Source organism: Phycisphaeraceae bacterium (assembly GCA_019454185.1).
Taxonomy (GTDB): Bacteria; Planctomycetota; Phycisphaerae; order Phycisphaerales; family UBA1924; genus JAHBWV01.
In genome coordinates this window covers 3,750,923-3,766,595 of sequence record CP075368.1, presented here as the reverse complement: position 1 = coordinate 3,766,595, position 15,673 = coordinate 3,750,923, and the positions used below count along the sequence as shown (strand labels likewise).

At 65.8% G+C, this 15,673-nt stretch carries 14 protein-coding genes; 7 read left to right on the top strand and 7 right to left on the bottom strand.

The annotated features are described in order from the left end of the window. The first annotated feature begins 126 nt into the window (after positions 1 to 126). Positions 127 to 657, top strand: coding sequence for a hypothetical protein (locus KF838_15745; GenBank protein ID QYK48230.1), 531 nt, complete (start codon positions 127 to 129; stop codon positions 655 to 657). 104 nt (positions 658 to 761) lie between these two features. Here KF838_15745 and KF838_15740 read toward each other — a convergent pair whose 3' ends face one another. Next, positions 762 to 2,648 (bottom strand): glycosyltransferase family 4 protein, encoded by a 1,887-nt coding sequence (locus KF838_15740; protein QYK48229.1) that lies wholly within the window; start codon positions 2,646 to 2,648, stop codon positions 762 to 764. Positions 2,649 to 2,728: 80 nt separating this feature from the next. Next, entirely contained in the window at positions 2,729 to 3,373 is a 645-nt protein-coding gene (locus KF838_15735; GenBank protein ID QYK48228.1) for a hypothetical protein, read from the bottom strand. A gap of 217 nt (positions 3,374 to 3,590) precedes the next feature. Here KF838_15735 and KF838_15730 point away from each other — a divergent pair, with 217 nt between their 5' ends. Continuing rightward, positions 3,591 to 4,820 carry an NADH-quinone oxidoreductase subunit D gene (locus KF838_15730; GenBank protein ID QYK49846.1) on the top strand — a complete coding sequence of 410 codons (1,230 nt, stop codon included), beginning with the start codon at positions 3,591 to 3,593 and terminating at the stop codon, positions 4,818 to 4,820. A 4-nt stretch (positions 4,821 to 4,824) separates the two neighbouring features. Here KF838_15730 and KF838_15725 read toward each other — a convergent pair whose 3' ends face one another. The 3 genes from KF838_15725 to KF838_15715 form a co-directional block, all read right to left on the bottom strand. Beyond that, positions 4,825 to 6,225, bottom strand: coding sequence for a GGDEF domain-containing protein (locus KF838_15725; protein ID QYK48227.1), 1,401 nt, complete (start codon positions 6,223 to 6,225; stop codon positions 4,825 to 4,827). After that, positions 6,222 to 6,908, bottom strand: coding sequence for a hypothetical protein (locus tag KF838_15720; protein QYK48226.1), 687 nt, complete (start codon positions 6,906 to 6,908; stop codon positions 6,222 to 6,224). The genes KF838_15725 and KF838_15720 overlap by 4 nt, the downstream gene beginning before the upstream one ends. Positions 6,909 to 7,022: 114 nt before the next feature. Continuing rightward, complete coding sequence (locus KF838_15715) at positions 7,023 to 8,093, bottom strand: hypothetical protein (GenBank protein QYK48225.1); 1,071 nt, start codon at positions 8,091 to 8,093, stop codon at positions 7,023 to 7,025. Positions 8,094 to 8,241: 148 nt separating this feature from the next. Between KF838_15715 and KF838_15710 the strand changes: the two genes are divergently transcribed. Next, positions 8,242 to 8,817 carry a MarR family transcriptional regulator gene (locus KF838_15710; GenBank protein ID QYK48224.1) on the top strand — a complete coding sequence of 192 codons (576 nt, stop codon included), beginning with the start codon at positions 8,242 to 8,244 and terminating at the stop codon, positions 8,815 to 8,817. Between the two features lie 631 nt (positions 8,818 to 9,448). After that, positions 9,449 to 10,162, top strand: a complete 714-nt coding sequence (locus KF838_15705) for a pirin family protein (GenBank protein QYK48223.1) — start codon at positions 9,449 to 9,451, stop codon at positions 10,160 to 10,162. A gap of 18 nt (positions 10,163 to 10,180) precedes the next feature. Here KF838_15705 and KF838_15700 read toward each other — a convergent pair whose 3' ends face one another. Beyond that, positions 10,181 to 11,899, bottom strand: a complete 1,719-nt coding sequence (locus tag KF838_15700) for an FHA domain-containing protein (protein QYK48222.1) — start codon at positions 11,897 to 11,899, stop codon at positions 10,181 to 10,183. Positions 11,900 to 11,951: 52 nt separating this feature from the next. Here KF838_15700 and folP point away from each other — a divergent pair, with 52 nt between their 5' ends. The 3 genes from folP (at position 11,952) to KF838_15685 (ending at position 14,503) form a co-directional block, all read left to right on the top strand. Further along, on the top strand, positions 11,952 to 12,863 hold the full coding sequence (gene folP / locus KF838_15695; GenBank protein QYK48221.1) for a dihydropteroate synthase: 912 nt from the start codon (positions 11,952 to 11,954) through the stop codon (positions 12,861 to 12,863). Positions 12,864 to 13,012: 149 nt separating this feature from the next. Beyond that, positions 13,013 to 13,345, top strand: coding sequence for a thioredoxin (trxA, locus tag KF838_15690; protein ID QYK48220.1), 333 nt, complete (start codon positions 13,013 to 13,015; stop codon positions 13,343 to 13,345). Positions 13,346 to 13,432: 87 nt separating this feature from the next. Continuing rightward, entirely contained in the window at positions 13,433 to 14,503 is a 1,071-nt protein-coding gene (locus KF838_15685; GenBank protein QYK48219.1) for a Gfo/Idh/MocA family oxidoreductase, read from the top strand. Between the two features lie 47 nt (positions 14,504 to 14,550). Here the strand turns inward: KF838_15685 and KF838_15680 are convergent, their stop codons facing one another. Beyond that, on the bottom strand, positions 14,551 to 15,399 hold the full coding sequence (locus KF838_15680; protein ID QYK48218.1) for a transposase: 849 nt from the start codon (positions 15,397 to 15,399) through the stop codon (positions 14,551 to 14,553). Positions 15,400 to 15,673: the final 274 nt, after the last annotated feature.

Sequence of the window (15,673 nt, the reverse complement as noted above, 5' to 3'; positions counted from 1 at the left end):
CCCTCCATCGAGCGTTCCGTTTGCCGTCGTGCTCGTGCCCTGCGAGCCGTGCGGTGTCGTACTTGCGGGGCGTAGTTTCGATCCACATTTCCCCACACGCTCGGGGATGGATCGGGAGGCAAAGACATGAAGAAGACTCTTGCGATTCTTGCGGCTTCAGGTATGGCACTCGCGGCTTCGGCCGATGTGCTCGTCGTTGACATCACCGGCTGGCGCTCTTTCGCTGGGTACGGCCACCCCAACAACAGCGGCGTCACCATCCCGCTCCCTGCCGGCTCAACCATCGACTCGGCCTCTTACGAGATCAACTTCACCACCATGAACGGCTCTTGGCGCTCCGAGCTCGTTCTCTCGCTGAACGACGGCCCCGTCGGCGCGTTCTTTGATCACGCTCCCTCCACGCTCGGCTCCGGCGGCAACTTCATCGGCTCCGGCAACTTCGGCTCGCTCCCCGGCGCTTGGGGTGGTGGTCCCTTCGTTCTCACCACGGGCAACCTCTTCGTCACCGTCTTCGAGACGTTTGACGACGGCGGCGTCTCCGTTCAGGACGCGATCGTCAACAGCGGTCGCATCACCATCAACTACACCCCGATCCCGGCTCCCGGCTCTCTGGCCCTCCTCGGCCTCGCCGGTCTCGCCGCCCGCCGTCGCCGCTGATACCAGCGAACGGCCGGATCGATCCGGTCCATAGTCCCATAGCGGACGCAACCACAACCGCTCGGCCACACGGCCGGGCGGTTGTTCTTTCTCCGCCGCCCGTTTCATCCACTCCCGGCGAAGCTGCCCAACACGCTCGCCAGCAGCCGCGTCGCGTCGTGACCCGTCGAACCAGCATGCTCCAGCATCGACGCCACGACGACCCGCGTGCGATGCTGCTGGGGGACGATCGCATAAGGGTGCTGCATACCCCGCACACCCACCCACGGCTCCGGGATGACCACGCCCTTCCACGCGAGCGATGCCAACCCCGCCGCGATGACCCACGAGAGCCCCTCGACACCCGCCCCCGGGCCGAGCGCGCTCAGCCCCTCCTCGATCCGGAGGATCGCTGCACGCAACGCCTCGGTGCGGATGACTGCCCCGGCCCCGATCCCAGAGAGATCGAGTGCTGCGAGCCCGCCAGGATCCAGCCCCAGCGGCACCCACGATTCACGAGGCGAGTGGCCATGCACGAACGCCGACACAACGGCCACATCCGGCTCGGCCGCCAGGATCCGCGCCGATGCGGATACGAGCCGCGGATCGACACTCGCATCAACGCTCCGCACGAGGATCGCCGAGGCGTCTGTGCGCCGTGCGGCCCGCTCGATCTCACGCCAGGCCCCTGGCGCACTCAGCACAATCTCCTGCAACGGGGCGCCATCGGCCTCGATGCTGGGAAGCGCACGCGAAGCCCGATGCGATCGCCCCTGATCCGCTATGGAAGACGCCTGTGCCGCGATGGAAGCCGCATCGCAGAGCGCCCGGATCTGGGCCGGCGCGTTCGACGCCATGCGTTCGCGCAGCGATCTGTCTGCGAGCGTCAGAAACAGGGCGTCCGCGAGAGCCGGCACGTCACCCGATCGAAACAACAACCCCGAGTGTCCGTGCTGCACGATCTCGGACATCCCGCTCGAATCCGCGCACACCACCGGCGCGCCCAGGGACATCGCTTCGAGGAGCACATTCGGAAAGTTCTCCCATCGCGAAGGGAAGCAGCAGACGCCGCCCGATGCCGACGCAGCCAGCACAGCCCCGACGATCTGATCACGAGGCAGCCGATCCTCAAAGATCACGCGATCGCGCGCCTCGTCCGCAAGCCGCAGCACCAGATGCTCCCGCATCGATCCCCCGCCGGGACCGGTCCTGGTATCGCCGCCGATCATTCGCAGCGTGCAATCCATGCCGCGCCCGATCAGCCCGTTGAACGCATCGACCAGCAGATCAACGCCCTTGCGACGCTCCAGCCGCCCGAAGTACAGGATCTCCGGCACGCGGTGACCCGCGCGACCCGAGGCCGGGTCCGACCAGCCCGCTCTCGCGCCCGCGAACTCCGACGCATCAAACGGGTACGGCACAACGCCGCTCGGCCCGTGCATCGAAAGGCCCATGGCTCGCAGTTCGGTGCGGCACCATTCGAGCAACGCCGACGTTGGGGAGACAACCGCGTCGGCGTGCGCCACCGACTCCATCTCAAGCCGATCCGTCAGCAGCCGATTGAACCCGAGCAGAGGGTCCGCATTGAGCTCGCGACAGAGCCGATCCGGCGAGTGCAATCGCACGCCCAGCGTCGCGCCCGCCAACTCGCCCAAGGAACGCGCACCCCGGATCGAGAATGCCCCTTCGGCGAAGTACTCCGGAAACTCGATGAAATCGAACCGGTGGGCGGCATGCAATCGAATCAACGCACGCCTCACCTGCTGAGACCGCTTCGCCACATCCGACCGCCAGAGCACGCGATCGTCCGACTCCGCCAACGGATCAACATCGTGGAACCGAACGCCCGGAAAGAGTCTTGCCCCCTTTGAGAGGGCCTCGGGGTCGTTCACCCCGAGCACGTGAACCTCGTGCCCCGCCTGCACCCACGCGCGAGCCATAGACGAGACATAGGTCCCGATCCCCGCGCCCCAGAACGGGGCCATCTCGCGGCTGACGAGGCAGATTCGCATGGCGCAAGCGTACTGAGTTCTGACGGCCGTCGTTGGGGGTGGCCGCCGGGATCAACGTTCCCGGCAGTGCCCCTGAGCGATCAGCGTCTACGCCGGTTCACCGCGAGTACGCCGAAACCGATCGCGACGAATGAGCCCGGAGCGGGCGTGATGACGATCGTGTCCGCTCGTCCCATGAGAATCGGCAGCAGATAGTCATTCAGGTACGAGTTCGCCCCCAACTCTACAGGAAACGAGAACGAGTCGAGCGAACTGGGAACGACGAGCGGAGGCAGGCCGATGCCGATCAAGCCGATGCTCGCGTACATCTGGTGCACCGTGCTGTGCATCATGAAGTCCACCGATATGTGGTTACCGGCGTCATGCCAGACCACGATCTCCAGCAATGAGGCCTCCACCACGCGCCCATCGATGGCGAATGTCGAGCCGCCGCCCGGGAAGACATACCGCGCGAAGGTATCCGTCAGTGTCGTCGGCGGCGTATCGCTGTCGTAGTGGAACTCGAACGCAAGCTGCGCTTCTACTTCCCACTCGAGCCCGACGAAGGGGTACTGGTCCCCGCCCGGGAGATGGGGCCACACATCGATCGTGCGCCCCGTGCCGGAGAGCACCAGCGGGCCGGCCACGGAGGATGCCGCGAAGGCGGCGCAGAGGCCGAGAGCCAGGCAGCAAGGCCGGCCCAACGCCCGTCCGAAAGCCCGTCCTGTAGCAAGAGAAGGTCGCATGGCACTGGCCTCCGATGTCTGGTCCGAGTCTCGTCCCCGCAACGCAGCGTAGCAGACTGATCCGGCGGCTCCAAGGTCTTTCGTGGAAAGCCGCCTCAGGAACAGCCCTTCCTATACTTGCGGCCCGGTCGACCGTGCCGGCTCAGGAGTTCGCCCCTTGTCCTACACCCTTCGCCCCGACGAGACCTTCGGCGTTGATGTCGAGTCCACCGGCTACCTGGCCGAGCACGTGGACACCGGCGACCGCTGGGTCCTCAACTTCGGCCCCCAGCACCCCGCGACGCACACGACCCTCCGCCTCGTCCTCGAGCTGGACGGCGAGCGCGTCGCACGCTGCACGCCCCACATCGGCTACCTCCACTCCGGCTTTGAGAAGCTCGCCGAGGTGATGGACTACAACCAGTACGTCACCATCGTCAGCCGCATGAACTACCTCTCGCCGGTGTCCAACGACATCTGCTGGCACCACTGCGTCGAGAAACTCTTCGGCATCGACATCACGCCCCGCTGCAAGGTGCTGCGGACGATCATGGCAGAGATGGGCCGCATCCAGGACCACCTACTCTGCATCGGTGCCGCGGCACTCGACATGGGCGCGTTCACCGGCTTCCTCTACGGCTTCAACCCGCGCGAGACCATCTACGACATCGTCGACTACATCTCCGGCCAGCGCTTCCACCCCGACTGGACCCGCGTCGGCGGCCTGATGAAAGACCTTCCCGATGAAGAGACCTTCAAGCGGATGGTCAAGAACTTCCTCAGGAACGACCTCTCCGTCGCCATCAGGGACATCGAGAACCTCCTCAACCGCAACCGCATCTTCCTCGATCGCACCGTCGGCATCGGCAAGATGACCATGGAAGAGGCCAACGCCTGGTCGATCACCGGGCCGCTGGCCCGCTCCACCGGCATCCGGCGCGACCTCCGCAAGGATGCTCCATACCTCTGCTACGCCGACAACTGGGACGGCCAGGGTGCCGAGGCCGTCAAGTTCAAGGTCCCCATCAGCACCGACGGCGACGTCTTCGCACGCTACCAGGTCCGCTGCGAGGAAGTGAAGCAGTCCATGTCGATCATCGAGCAGCTCATCGACAACATCCCGCAGGGACCGATCGATACCTTCGCAGACTCCAAGATGGTCAAGCCCAAGAAGTCCGAGGTCTACGGCTCCATCGAGGGCCTGATCCAGCACTTCGAGCTCATCATGACCAACCGCGGCTGGCAGCCCCCCGTCGCCGAGTGCTACGGCGCACACGAGACCGCCAACGGCGAACTCGGCTACTTCATCGTCTCCGACGGCGGCCCGCGCCCCTGGCGCGTCAAGACCCGCCCACCCTCCTTCATCAACTACGCGATCATGGCCAAGCTCACCGAGGGGCACCAGCTCGCCGACGTGCCCGCGATCCTCGGCTCGCTGAACATCGTCGCCGCGGAACTCGATCGCTGAACACTCACTCCTCGCGCCGGATCGCGCTCGGACCGAGCGTCAGCGCGTTCTTCCCCGTGCGCTTGCTCTCAAGGGCGCGGGCATCGGCGCGCTCGAGCAACTGCTCGGCCGTCGAGCCGTCCCACGGGAACGTCGCCAATCCGCCCGAAATCGAGAGCGAACCCGGCGCCTGAGAACCAAGCTTCGGGAAGCGGTGACGCCCCACCTGCTGCTGGAATCGCTGCGCGATCTTGCACACCGAGTCCGGATGCCGGCTGTTCGCCTCCCGAGGCCCCTCCGGCTCGTGGAAGATCACGCCGAACTCGTCGCCGCCGATCCGACAAACTCGGTCGGTCGGCCTCACCACGCTCTTCATCAGTCGCACGATCTCCGAGAGGATCTCGTCCCCCGCGCCGTGCCCGTGGTTGTCGTTGTACTGCTTGAAGTCGTCGATATCAAAGACCATCAGCGTCAGTGTGCGCCTCGACGCGCGGCAGTCCTCGATCGCCGACGCCAGGAAGCGATCGAAGTAACGCCGGTTCCATGCGCCGGAAGTCGGATCGGTGAACGCCGCGTGACGCAGCTCCGATTGCTGATCCCGCAGCCGAAGCCACGTCGCCAGCCACGCAGCGTGCGGGCTCAGCGCATCGGTCTCGATGCCGGGCGCAACCAGGAACCCCATGAGTGCTCGCCCATACGCAACCGGAGCAGCACCGCCGGGCGCTTCCGCGCCGCCGTTCGTCGCGGCCGACACGGGGATGAACGAGAGCGTGCTCGTCCCGAGCCGGTTCCTCAGCAACTCGAGCCCCACTTCGAGCACGTCCTGCCCCCGAAGCAGGCATTCAACCATGCGAACATCGTGCGGACCCTGCACCGGCTGCCCACGCGGCCCCTGCATCGCAACCGATCTGTCACGCCGGTTCTCTGACTGCATCCGCTCCGGCCCGCCATTCAGAATCGAAGCAATCAGCGATTCCACGCCCCCGGGCTTGCCCGCGTCGCGCTGTGCGAAGGACGCACGATCCTCGCTCCCGCCTCGCGCCACCGGTGCAACCCGCTTGCCCGAGCCGAATCGCAGCATCCGGACCACGTCCTCATCCGTCGAGGCCCCGCCATCAAACTCGGCCCCCGCCCGATCGCCCGAAGAGATCAGCACAACACCCGGCGCGACCGACCTCGCTGCCCTCGCAAACTCAGATGCCGCTCGCTCATCGGAGATCGCATCCGCACCGACCACGATCGCCGTCCGCGTTGGCGACAGCTCATCGATCGGCATCGCCAGCTCGCCGATCGCCTCCAGCGTCGACTTCACGCGGAGCAGCTCGACCTCGGGTCGCGATCGCAAGGACTGATCCAGCCCGGTCCGACCGACCAGGATCACTCGCGATGCGCCATCCGCGCCGTTCTCGTGAGTGCCACCCATCATGGCCGCCCACCCCCTGAACCGCGCCGAGGACGGTCGTCCTCATCCAGCGGATCATCGGAGAGAAGCATCGCCAGCTCTTCATCAGTCAGGTGCGAACCGGAGACGATCTCATCCTCCATCTGCTCATCCAGCCCGTCGGGTACCGGGGTTCCTGGCCGAACAACCGGCGTGTCGCCGATCGATCCCGGCGCGATCCGCAGCGGCAGGGGCCTTGCCTCAGGCCGCGGCGTACCGATCCGCGCTCCGGCACCCGATCCACGTGCCGGACGAGATGGCTCACCAAACCGTGTTCCCTGCGAAGCCGCGCCTTTCACATCGCTTTCAACGAGCGCACGCAACGCGGGGTTCGCGCCGCGGACATAAACCCACCTCGCCGCATCCGGCGCATACAGATCCGCGGCATCGAGCAGAGCCCGAACACCATCGGACCCGTTCCCAAGCCCGGAGGGCTCCACCAGAATCAGCACGCGAACGACACCCTGCTCCTCCGCGGGTTTCGCCCACGAAACCAGCAGAGCCATCGCGCCGTGCGCATCGTCCGCGGCACGCCACTCGATCCCCTTCTTCCCGAGTTCGACGTCCAACTCCGAAGGTGGCATCGCGCCCCTGGCAGTCCAGAGAACACACCGAACCTTCCGGCGACCCTGAGGCCCGCCGGAGCCCCTCTCAGAGCCCGCATTCATCTACCCAATCTTACAGCACAACGGCCCCGATGCGCCGCCAAACCGCGGAATCCCGCCCTTCTCCACGAGAACGCCCTCGGACATCCCCCACCCCATTCCCGGCTTCACGTCCGATCACTCCCGCCCCGCTTCGGACGGATTCTCGGGCCTCTTGGCGACGGTGTACCACACGAAAATCGACTTCTGAAGCCCCTCGAGCCCCTTTCCCTCGTCATACCCGAGTGCGAGGAAAATCGGGTGCAGCACCGCTTCATCACGCTCATCGAAGGCGAGCACCTCAAGCCCCGCAGAGGCAAACTGCTCCTTCGTGAACGGGCTCCACCCGTCCGCCCACGGGATGTACGCGGTATCGCCCGTCGCACCCGCTGTGCCCGGCGCGGGATTCTGCGGCGGGCAGATGTTGTAGATGACAAACAGCCCGCCCGGCTTCAGTGCATCGTGAACGCTCTTCAAGAACGCCGCATCATCCACGCCGAGGTGCACGAGCTGCGCGGGATCCACCTCGCGCGCGGGGTGGATGTATCCCGCCTTCAGCGTGTTCTTGCTCGTGATCAGGTCGTACCCGCCTCCGATCGCCTCGACGATCGCGGGCTCGGCCGGCCACCGCCCGTGGTGCAGCGAGACCTTGCCCGGACCGAGCCGCCCCGTGTCACCCTCGTGCCCATACAAAGCCGCGAGCGCGACCTCGACGTCCACACCGTGCGCATCCGCCCCCATCAGCGCCATCAGCCGTATCTGACCGATCGAGCCATACCCGAAGTCCAGCACGCGCTTCCCGCTCAACGACTTCACACCGTGCGCCGACGCCACATCCAGCACCCTCGCATATACCAGCGGCGACCCGTACGCCGTCATATAGGTAAACGCCGGCGGAAACTCCCGGGCCGAAAGATCCGCCCGCTCCTGCTCATCCAGCGACTCATACTGCGCAGCGGTGTACGCCACGCGCCTCTCGCGGCTGCGCCACAGCGTCCTGGGCTCGGGCACCGGCAGATTCGGCACGCCACGCAGGAACTCCAGCGCAAGATCCGAATGCACCGCCGGCGAGATCATCCACGACTGGCGCGAGAGTTCCTGCACGATGTCAGAAGCCGGCTCCGCACCCTGCGCGGCCGCACCCCCGGAACCGCCCCAGAGCCCGGCACACAGGACGACCAGTGACAACGCACGAGATCGGATGGACATGTGGAACTCCGTTGCGGGTCCCCCGCCTCTGTCGCGGGCGAGCCCTCGACCTATTGAAGGCACGCCCGTCCCGCCATGGCGACCCGTTCCGAGGGCATTCGGGATGGATTCGAACCCTACCATCCTCCGCGTCCCGGAGGGCGCGACAATGCCCAGCCGATCACGCAAGAAAGCAACAACCAATGCCCGCGGTCGCGGAACACGCCCCGCCAAGAACTCCCGCGGCCGCGCCGCCGTCGATGCGCGTGCCTCGCTGCAACGCGAACTCCACAAGAAGTCGCCGTTCGCCAGCATCTCCCAGGAGGCGTACATCGCCCTCCAGCGCACCTCGGGCATCCTCTCCGCCGACTTCCAGCGGCTTCTCAAGCCCCACGGGCTCTCCGAAGCCACATACAACGTGCTCAGGATCCTCCGCGGGGCAATCGCCGAAGACGGCACCCGCACATGCTCGGAGATCGGCGAGCACATGGTCACGCCCGTTCCCGATGTCACACGCCTGATCGATCGCCTGGAGGACCAGGGCTTGGTCAGACGCGCCCGCGATGGAAACGACCGCCGCATCACACGCGTGAAGATCACACGAGCGGGACTCGACATCCTCGCCGCACTGGATAAGCCGGTGCTCCGGGCCCACAAGGAACAGCTCGGCCACGTCTCGCAGCGCGATCTCGGACAACTCCTCGTCCTGCTCGCCAAGATCCGCCGCGCTCGCTCTGAGCCGTGAAGCGGGCCCCGACCCCGACCTTGTGAGAATCCACCCAACGCACCAACAGTCCCAGAACCGAGGCGCATCCGCGCCTCGAAACGCCAGAACTCACACGCGCCGGCTGCGTATAGAAACCCAGAAGAGATGTGTCCGGTCCGAGCATTCTGAAACCAAGCGATGCGGACGATCGAACTCTCTCTCGCGTAGTGGAATGTGCGGGGCCGGTCAACGTGTGACACACGGACACGAACCGGCACCCACAGTGGAAAGCCGCGGGGACTGCGAAACGCAATCCGATCAGCGGCATCAGATAGTGTGATCGGTTGCCCGCTCTTCATCTCGCTCCGGGCAGGACCAGCCGGTCCGGCCCGTACCCGAGCCCGGGACCGGGCGCTGAGACATCCCGAGACCTCCCAGACGCCCCGCCGCAACTCTGAGACCTCCAGCGGCGGGGTGTCATTTTTGCCCCTTCGCATCCATACCCCGCAGGCCTCGCGGCGTTCGCCCCCCAGCCCGCCACGCCCGCTCTGCGCGGGCTCGCACCAGTCCCGTGACGCCGTCACCATCCGCGACCCGCCGGCATCGTATTATCTGTTGGAACAAGCAATGGCACGGGCGAGCCCGTCCAGACCACCAGAAGGAGCTTCAGATGATCACTGTTCGCAAAGCGGATGACAGGGCCATGACTCGCATCGGCTGGCTCGACGGTCGCCACACCTTCTCCTTCGGACGCTCGATCCTCTCGAACGATGTGCCATACGCCGACGGCTTCCGCTCGCTCCTCGTCGTCAACGACGATCGCGTCCGCCCCGGCATGGGCTTCAGCGAGCACCCCCACGACAACATGGAGATCATCACCTACGTCCTCGACGGGCAACTCGCTCACAAGGACTCGACCGGCAACGCCAAGTCGCTCGCGCCGGGGTGGATCCAGCGGATGAGCGCGGGCAGCGGCATCCGACACTCAGAGTTCAACCCCTCGCCGACCGATCCGCTCCGTCTTCTGCAGATCTGGATCACGCCCGACCGCAAGAACATCCGACCTTCCTACGAGGACCGCGAGTTCAAGGATGCCGACCTGCGCGATCGCCTCGCGCTCCTCGCCGGCCCCGACGGCTCAGGCGCTCCGACACTCATCCACCAGGACGCCTTCTTCTACGCATCGCGCCTGAGCGCGGGCAAAGCCGCGGCACACCCGCTCCATCCAGACCGCCACGCCTTCCTCCACCTCGCCAAGGGCAGCATCACCCTCAACGGACACGATCTGTCCGAAGGCGACGGCGTCTTCATCGGCGATGAGACCGAGGTGGCCATCACCGCAGGCGATGCCGGCGCAGAGTTCATCCTGATCGAAATGGCCTGATTCGCAGCGGCCAGACGCTCACAGTTTCCTCAGCAGGTCATCCACGATCGGCCCCGTCTCGGTCGTCGCCGCGGGATCGAACGCCTTGTTCGGATCGTTCGGAAGATAGATCCGAAACGTGGTGCCCTTCCCCGGCTCGGACTCAACGGTGATGCGCCCGCCGTGCTCCTCGACGATCCGCTTGGTCACGGCCAGCCCCAGCCCGGTGCCGCGTGACCCCTTGCCCGAGTTGAACGGCTCGAAGATCCACTGCAGCCGATCCGTCGAAATCCCCGGCCCGTTGTCCATTACCAGGATCTCCGTCGAAGGACCGAGCCCCGGCGCGCCCGCGTCCGGCTGACGGTACGTCGTGCGGATCGTCACGATCCCCGTCCCATCCACCACCGCCTCGACCGCGTTCGTCACCAGATTCAGAATCGCCTGATGCATCAGGTGCGGATCGATGTGCAGCGGCGGCATCTCCTGGTCCAGATCCAGCATCATCCCGATCCGACGCTGCTTGCACTGGCCCTCAAGCAGCATCGCGCAGTCCTCGATCACGGCCCCGAGCGGCGTCAGTTCGATCTCCAGCATCCGCTGCTTGCTGTACGTCAGCATGTTCAGCGTCAGCCGCCCGATCCTGTCGATGTTCCTGCGGAGGATCGTCCATCCACCCTTCGCGATCTTCAGGTCGTCCTTCTTCAGCCCCATCTCCACCACATCCGCCCCGCCCCGCATCCCCTGCATGATGTTCTTGATCGAGTGCGACAGCGTCGCCATCGTCTCCCCCATCGCCGCGAGACGCTCCGTGTGCAGACGCTGCTGGTACGACTCAAGGTGCGCAAGCGCCAGCCCCGTGTGCAGCGCGATCGCGTTCAGCAGCGCGAGGTGCGCCGGCGTGAACGTGCCCGCCGCGGCGGACGAGTCCAGATACACCGCCCCGAACGTCCGATCCTTGAACCTGATCGGCGAGCAGAGCGCGGACCGAATATGGAAACGCTGGATGCTGTCCCCGCCCCCTGCCCCCCCGGGCACGCCGCTGAATCTCGGGTCCGCCATCGCGTTGCTCGTTAAGAGCCCCTCACCCCGGCGCACACAGTGCTGCAGGATCGTGCGGCTCACCTGGATCCGCGGATCCTCCCCCCGCCCCGGCGCGGTCCGGTGCCTCACCACCAGGGGGCGCAACGTCCCCTCGGCGTCGTCATCCTTCAGCATGATGAACCCGCGCTCGGGCCGAAGCTCCGAGAACGCAAGATCCATCACCGACTCGAGCAGCTTCAGACGATCCGTGATCTGCGTCGTCAACGAGGTCAGGCGATAGATCAGGCGCAGATGCTCGCGAGCCGCCGCCGATGGATCCTCCGAGGGAAGGATCATCGAGTCCTCGCTCGATTCGAGCGTCCGCTGCACGCTCGCGTCCATCTCATGGGGCAGCATGAGGCGCACGGCGTCCGCGTGCTCCCGCGTCAGACGATCACCCACCCTGAAGACCGTCTCACCGACGCGGATCTGATCCCCCTCGGAGAGCCGCCGGCGCTCCTCGATCCGCGCCCCGTTCACGAGCGTCCCGTTGTGCGAGTCAAGATCGCGGATCCACCACGTCCCGCGATCGGGCGTCAGCTCCGCGTGCCGCCGAGAGACCGTCGTGTCCGAGATGGGAAGGGCCTCGCTGGATCGCCCGATCAGCTGCGGGACATTCCCCGGCAACTCGAACCGGCGCCCCTTGTCCGGACCATGGATGACCACCAGCGTCAGCATGCAGAGAAGATACGCCCGAACCGCGCATGGCGACGCATACGCTCTCGCACACATGCCGGAACGAACGTCCACCCCCCCGGATACCTGGCCGCTCTCTTCGGGCCTCGCCATCTCCCTCACCCACCCACGCCTCATCGCCATCCTCAACCTCACGCCCGATTCCTTCTACGACGGCGGACTCCTCCACACGCCCGCCGACGCCGTCCGTGCCGCACACCACGCGGCCCTCGCCGGAGCGGACGCGCTCGACATCGGGGGTGAATCCACACGCCCCGGCGCCGGTCGCGTCAGCGCACAAGAACAGATCGCCCGCGTCGTCCCCGCGATCAAGGCGATCAGGGCCGAAGGGGGCATCCTCGGCACCATCCCCATCAGCATCGACACCACGCTCGCCGAGGTCGCACGCGCCGCCCTCGATGCGGGCGCACAGATCATCAACGATGTCTCAGGCGCGACAGAAGACCCCGCCATCCTCTCCATCGCCGCTTCAAGCGGGGCCGGGCTCATCCTCATGCACCGCGCCCTCGCGCCGGATCAGGACAGATACTCCACGTCCTACGCACCCTCAGAAGCACCCATCCAAGGCGACGCCGTCGAGCACGTCCGACTCGCCCTGCACGCCCTTATGCAACAAGCGGTCGAAGCCGGCGTCGATCCGGAACGCATCGTCCTCGACCCCGGGCTCGGCTTCGGCAAGACCGTCGAGCAGAACGCGATGCTCATCCGCAGAACCCAGGAACTTCTCACGCTCGGACGCCCCATCCTCTCCGCCCTCAGCCGCAAAAGTTTCGTCGGCGCGTTCGCAGCAGAGCCCCCGCTCCCGCTCGATCAACGACTCCCGGCCACGCTCGCCTGCTCCATCGCGCACTTCCACGCCGGGGCACGCCTCTTCCGCGTCCACGACGTGGCGGCACACGCACAAGCCCTCCGCGTTGCCCGGCACCTCGCCCAGCCCAATTCCTGACCAAACGCTCCCCCCAAACGCGCCGACCACCCTCCGTCCATTTCCATCCCGAACAATGTCACGTTCGCCTATGCTTCGCCATCCAAGTGAATGACGCGTCCGGGTCCGCCTGTTTGCGTGCCGGGGCGCGAGATGCAAGGACCGAAATCATGGCAGGCGCAAACACCAAGACGTTCACCGACGACAACTTCGATCAGGAAGTTCTCCAGTCCAAGGTCCCCGTTCTTGTAGACTTCTGGGCCGAGTGGTGCATGCCCTGCAAGATGCTCGCTCCGTTCATCGATCAGCTCGCCGACGAACTCGGCGAGAAGGCAAAGATCGGCAAGATCGACACCGACAACAACCGCGCCGTCGGTGTCCGCTACGGCATCCAGGCCATCCCCACCGTCATCATCTTCAAGGATGGCCAACCCGTCGAGAAGTTCGTCGGCCTGACGGACAAGGCCCGTCTCGCCCAGGCACTCGAGCGCGCCGCCGGCTGATCACACCGGATCGCCACGAGCCAGGCCGGCAAGGGCCGCCCCTCCACCCGCACTACGCTCCGCGCCGATGCGCACGAAAGATCCGTGATGCCCGATTCGACCAACGGGACGAACGCCTCATCCGTAGGAACGAACGGCCGGACGCTGCGTTGCGGAGCCGTCGGCGTCGGTCGCATGGGCCAGCACCACGCACGCGTCTACGCGACCGAGCCAGGGTGCCAACTCGTCGGCGTCGTCGATTCCAGCCCCGACCGTGCGGCGGAGATCGCCAAGAAATTCAACTGCCGCGCCTTCCCAACCGAACAGGCCCTCCTCGATGCCGGCGTCGACGCCGTTTCCATCGCCGTCCCCACAACCGCGCACTACAAGTCCGCCGAGCCCTTCCTGAAGAACCGCGTCGCCTGCCTCATCGAGAAGCCTCTCGCCGCTGACGCGAAAACCGCCAACGCGCTCAAGGACCTTGCCGAGTCCGCCGGCGCATGCCTCATGGTCGGCCATATCGAGCGCTTCAACCCCATCATGCGGGCCATGCAGCGGGCGACCGCCGAAGCCAGCCAGATCACGCCCCGCTTCATCGAGGTCCACCGCGTCAGCCCCATGTCCTTCCGCTCCGTCGACGTCGGCGTCGTCATGGACATGATGATCCACGACCTCGACGTCGTCCTCATGCTCATGGGTGGCCAGGAACCCGACGAGATCCAGGCCTCCGGCGTCGCGGTCATCACAGAGCATGAGGACATCTGCAACGCCCGTCTCGTCTGGCGCCGGCCCAGCGGCAACTGCGTCGCCAACATCACCGGCAGCCGCCTGGCCCTCAAGACCGAGCGCGTCACACGCATCACCGGCGAGGACGCCTACATCAAGATCGACTACGGAAACAAGAACGGCGTCATCATTCGGCGTCTGGCCAACGAGATCCAGATGAACGAAGTGCGTGAGCAGATCCGCAACGGCTCGGACCTCACCATGCTCAAGTGGCACGAACTGGTCAACGTCGAGAACCTCGCGATCGACGATGGCGAGCCGATCGTCATGGAGATCCGGGAGTTCCTGGGCGCGGTCCGCGACGGCCGCCGCCCCACCATCGACGCGAGCGCGGGCTCCATCAACGTCCGCGTCGCCGAGCGCATCGTCGAGGCGATCAAAGAGAACCGATGAATCCACGCTCACCCAAAAGGGAGCCCCGAGCGCAAGAGCTTTTTGCGTCATCGCTTCATTGCCTGTGTGTGTCGATCAAGGATGATGATGGCTTGGATCCATCGACGGACCCGCTCGATGCCGCGCACGTGCGGCGGGATAAGCCCCACATGGTGGGTCATTTCCAGGCGTGCAAACACACGCTCGATCACGCGCCGGAGTGACAGCAGGCCCCTGCCGAAGCCCGTCATGCTCTGCTCCAGCATGTCGATGGCTCGACGGCGGTCCGGATGCGTTCCGGACCGCCGCACGCCGCGACCCACGCGGCAGTCCTTCCGCGGAACCACCAGTTGTCCGCCCTTGCACGCGCAGAGTTCATAGAGCTTCACGCTGTCGTAGTTCGAGTCGGCCAGCACATACCCGTTCAACTCCATGTCTCGCATCATCCGCTTGGCCATCACTGCTTCATGGCAGTGCATGGGCGTGAGACGCCAGGAGACGATCGAGCCCGCGAGATCGCAGATCGCATGGAGCTTGTAGCCGCGCAGTCCCCATGCGCCGAAGGTCGCGGTCCGGTCTCCGGAGTGCGAGGCGACGCGCAGGGCCTTGCCGTCAAGAGCCAGCACCAACGCTCCCGATGCAGAGACCAGATTCTCCGCCTCCGCCGCGGCAAGTAACGCCTGGACGCTGGTGGTTCTCAGCCGCCGGCTCATCCTGCTTGGCGAGGGCAATCGACCACGCCGCCACAACGGCCATGCATCGCGTCGGCACGCCCAGGAGGTGGGTCGTCGGTGCAAGACGGCCCAGAGAAAGGTCAGCACGATGTCCGCATCGGTGAAGGTGAAGCGACCGCCACGCGGGCTCCGATCCAGCTTCCGCACGCTCGCCGCCAACACCCTCCAACTCGCGTTGTCCATGCTCGGTCTCCTGTCTGGCAGCTCCACCAGTGGGACCGAGCATGGCATGAGCCATCAGATCGCGCAAGTCTCCACAATGGAAACACTTGGAACACATGGCGCAAAATGCTCGCAAGCTCGGGGTGTTGCATTCTCAATGCAGAGATGAGTCGGACTTGCGCGGCGCCGCGCTTCCTTATTCCCTTGTCGCCGGAGGCGACACAACTCGAGCTCTTCCGGCTTTCGGGGGTTGCAGGGGGCATCGCCCCTTGCACCGCGTCTTCCGTTCCGCTCG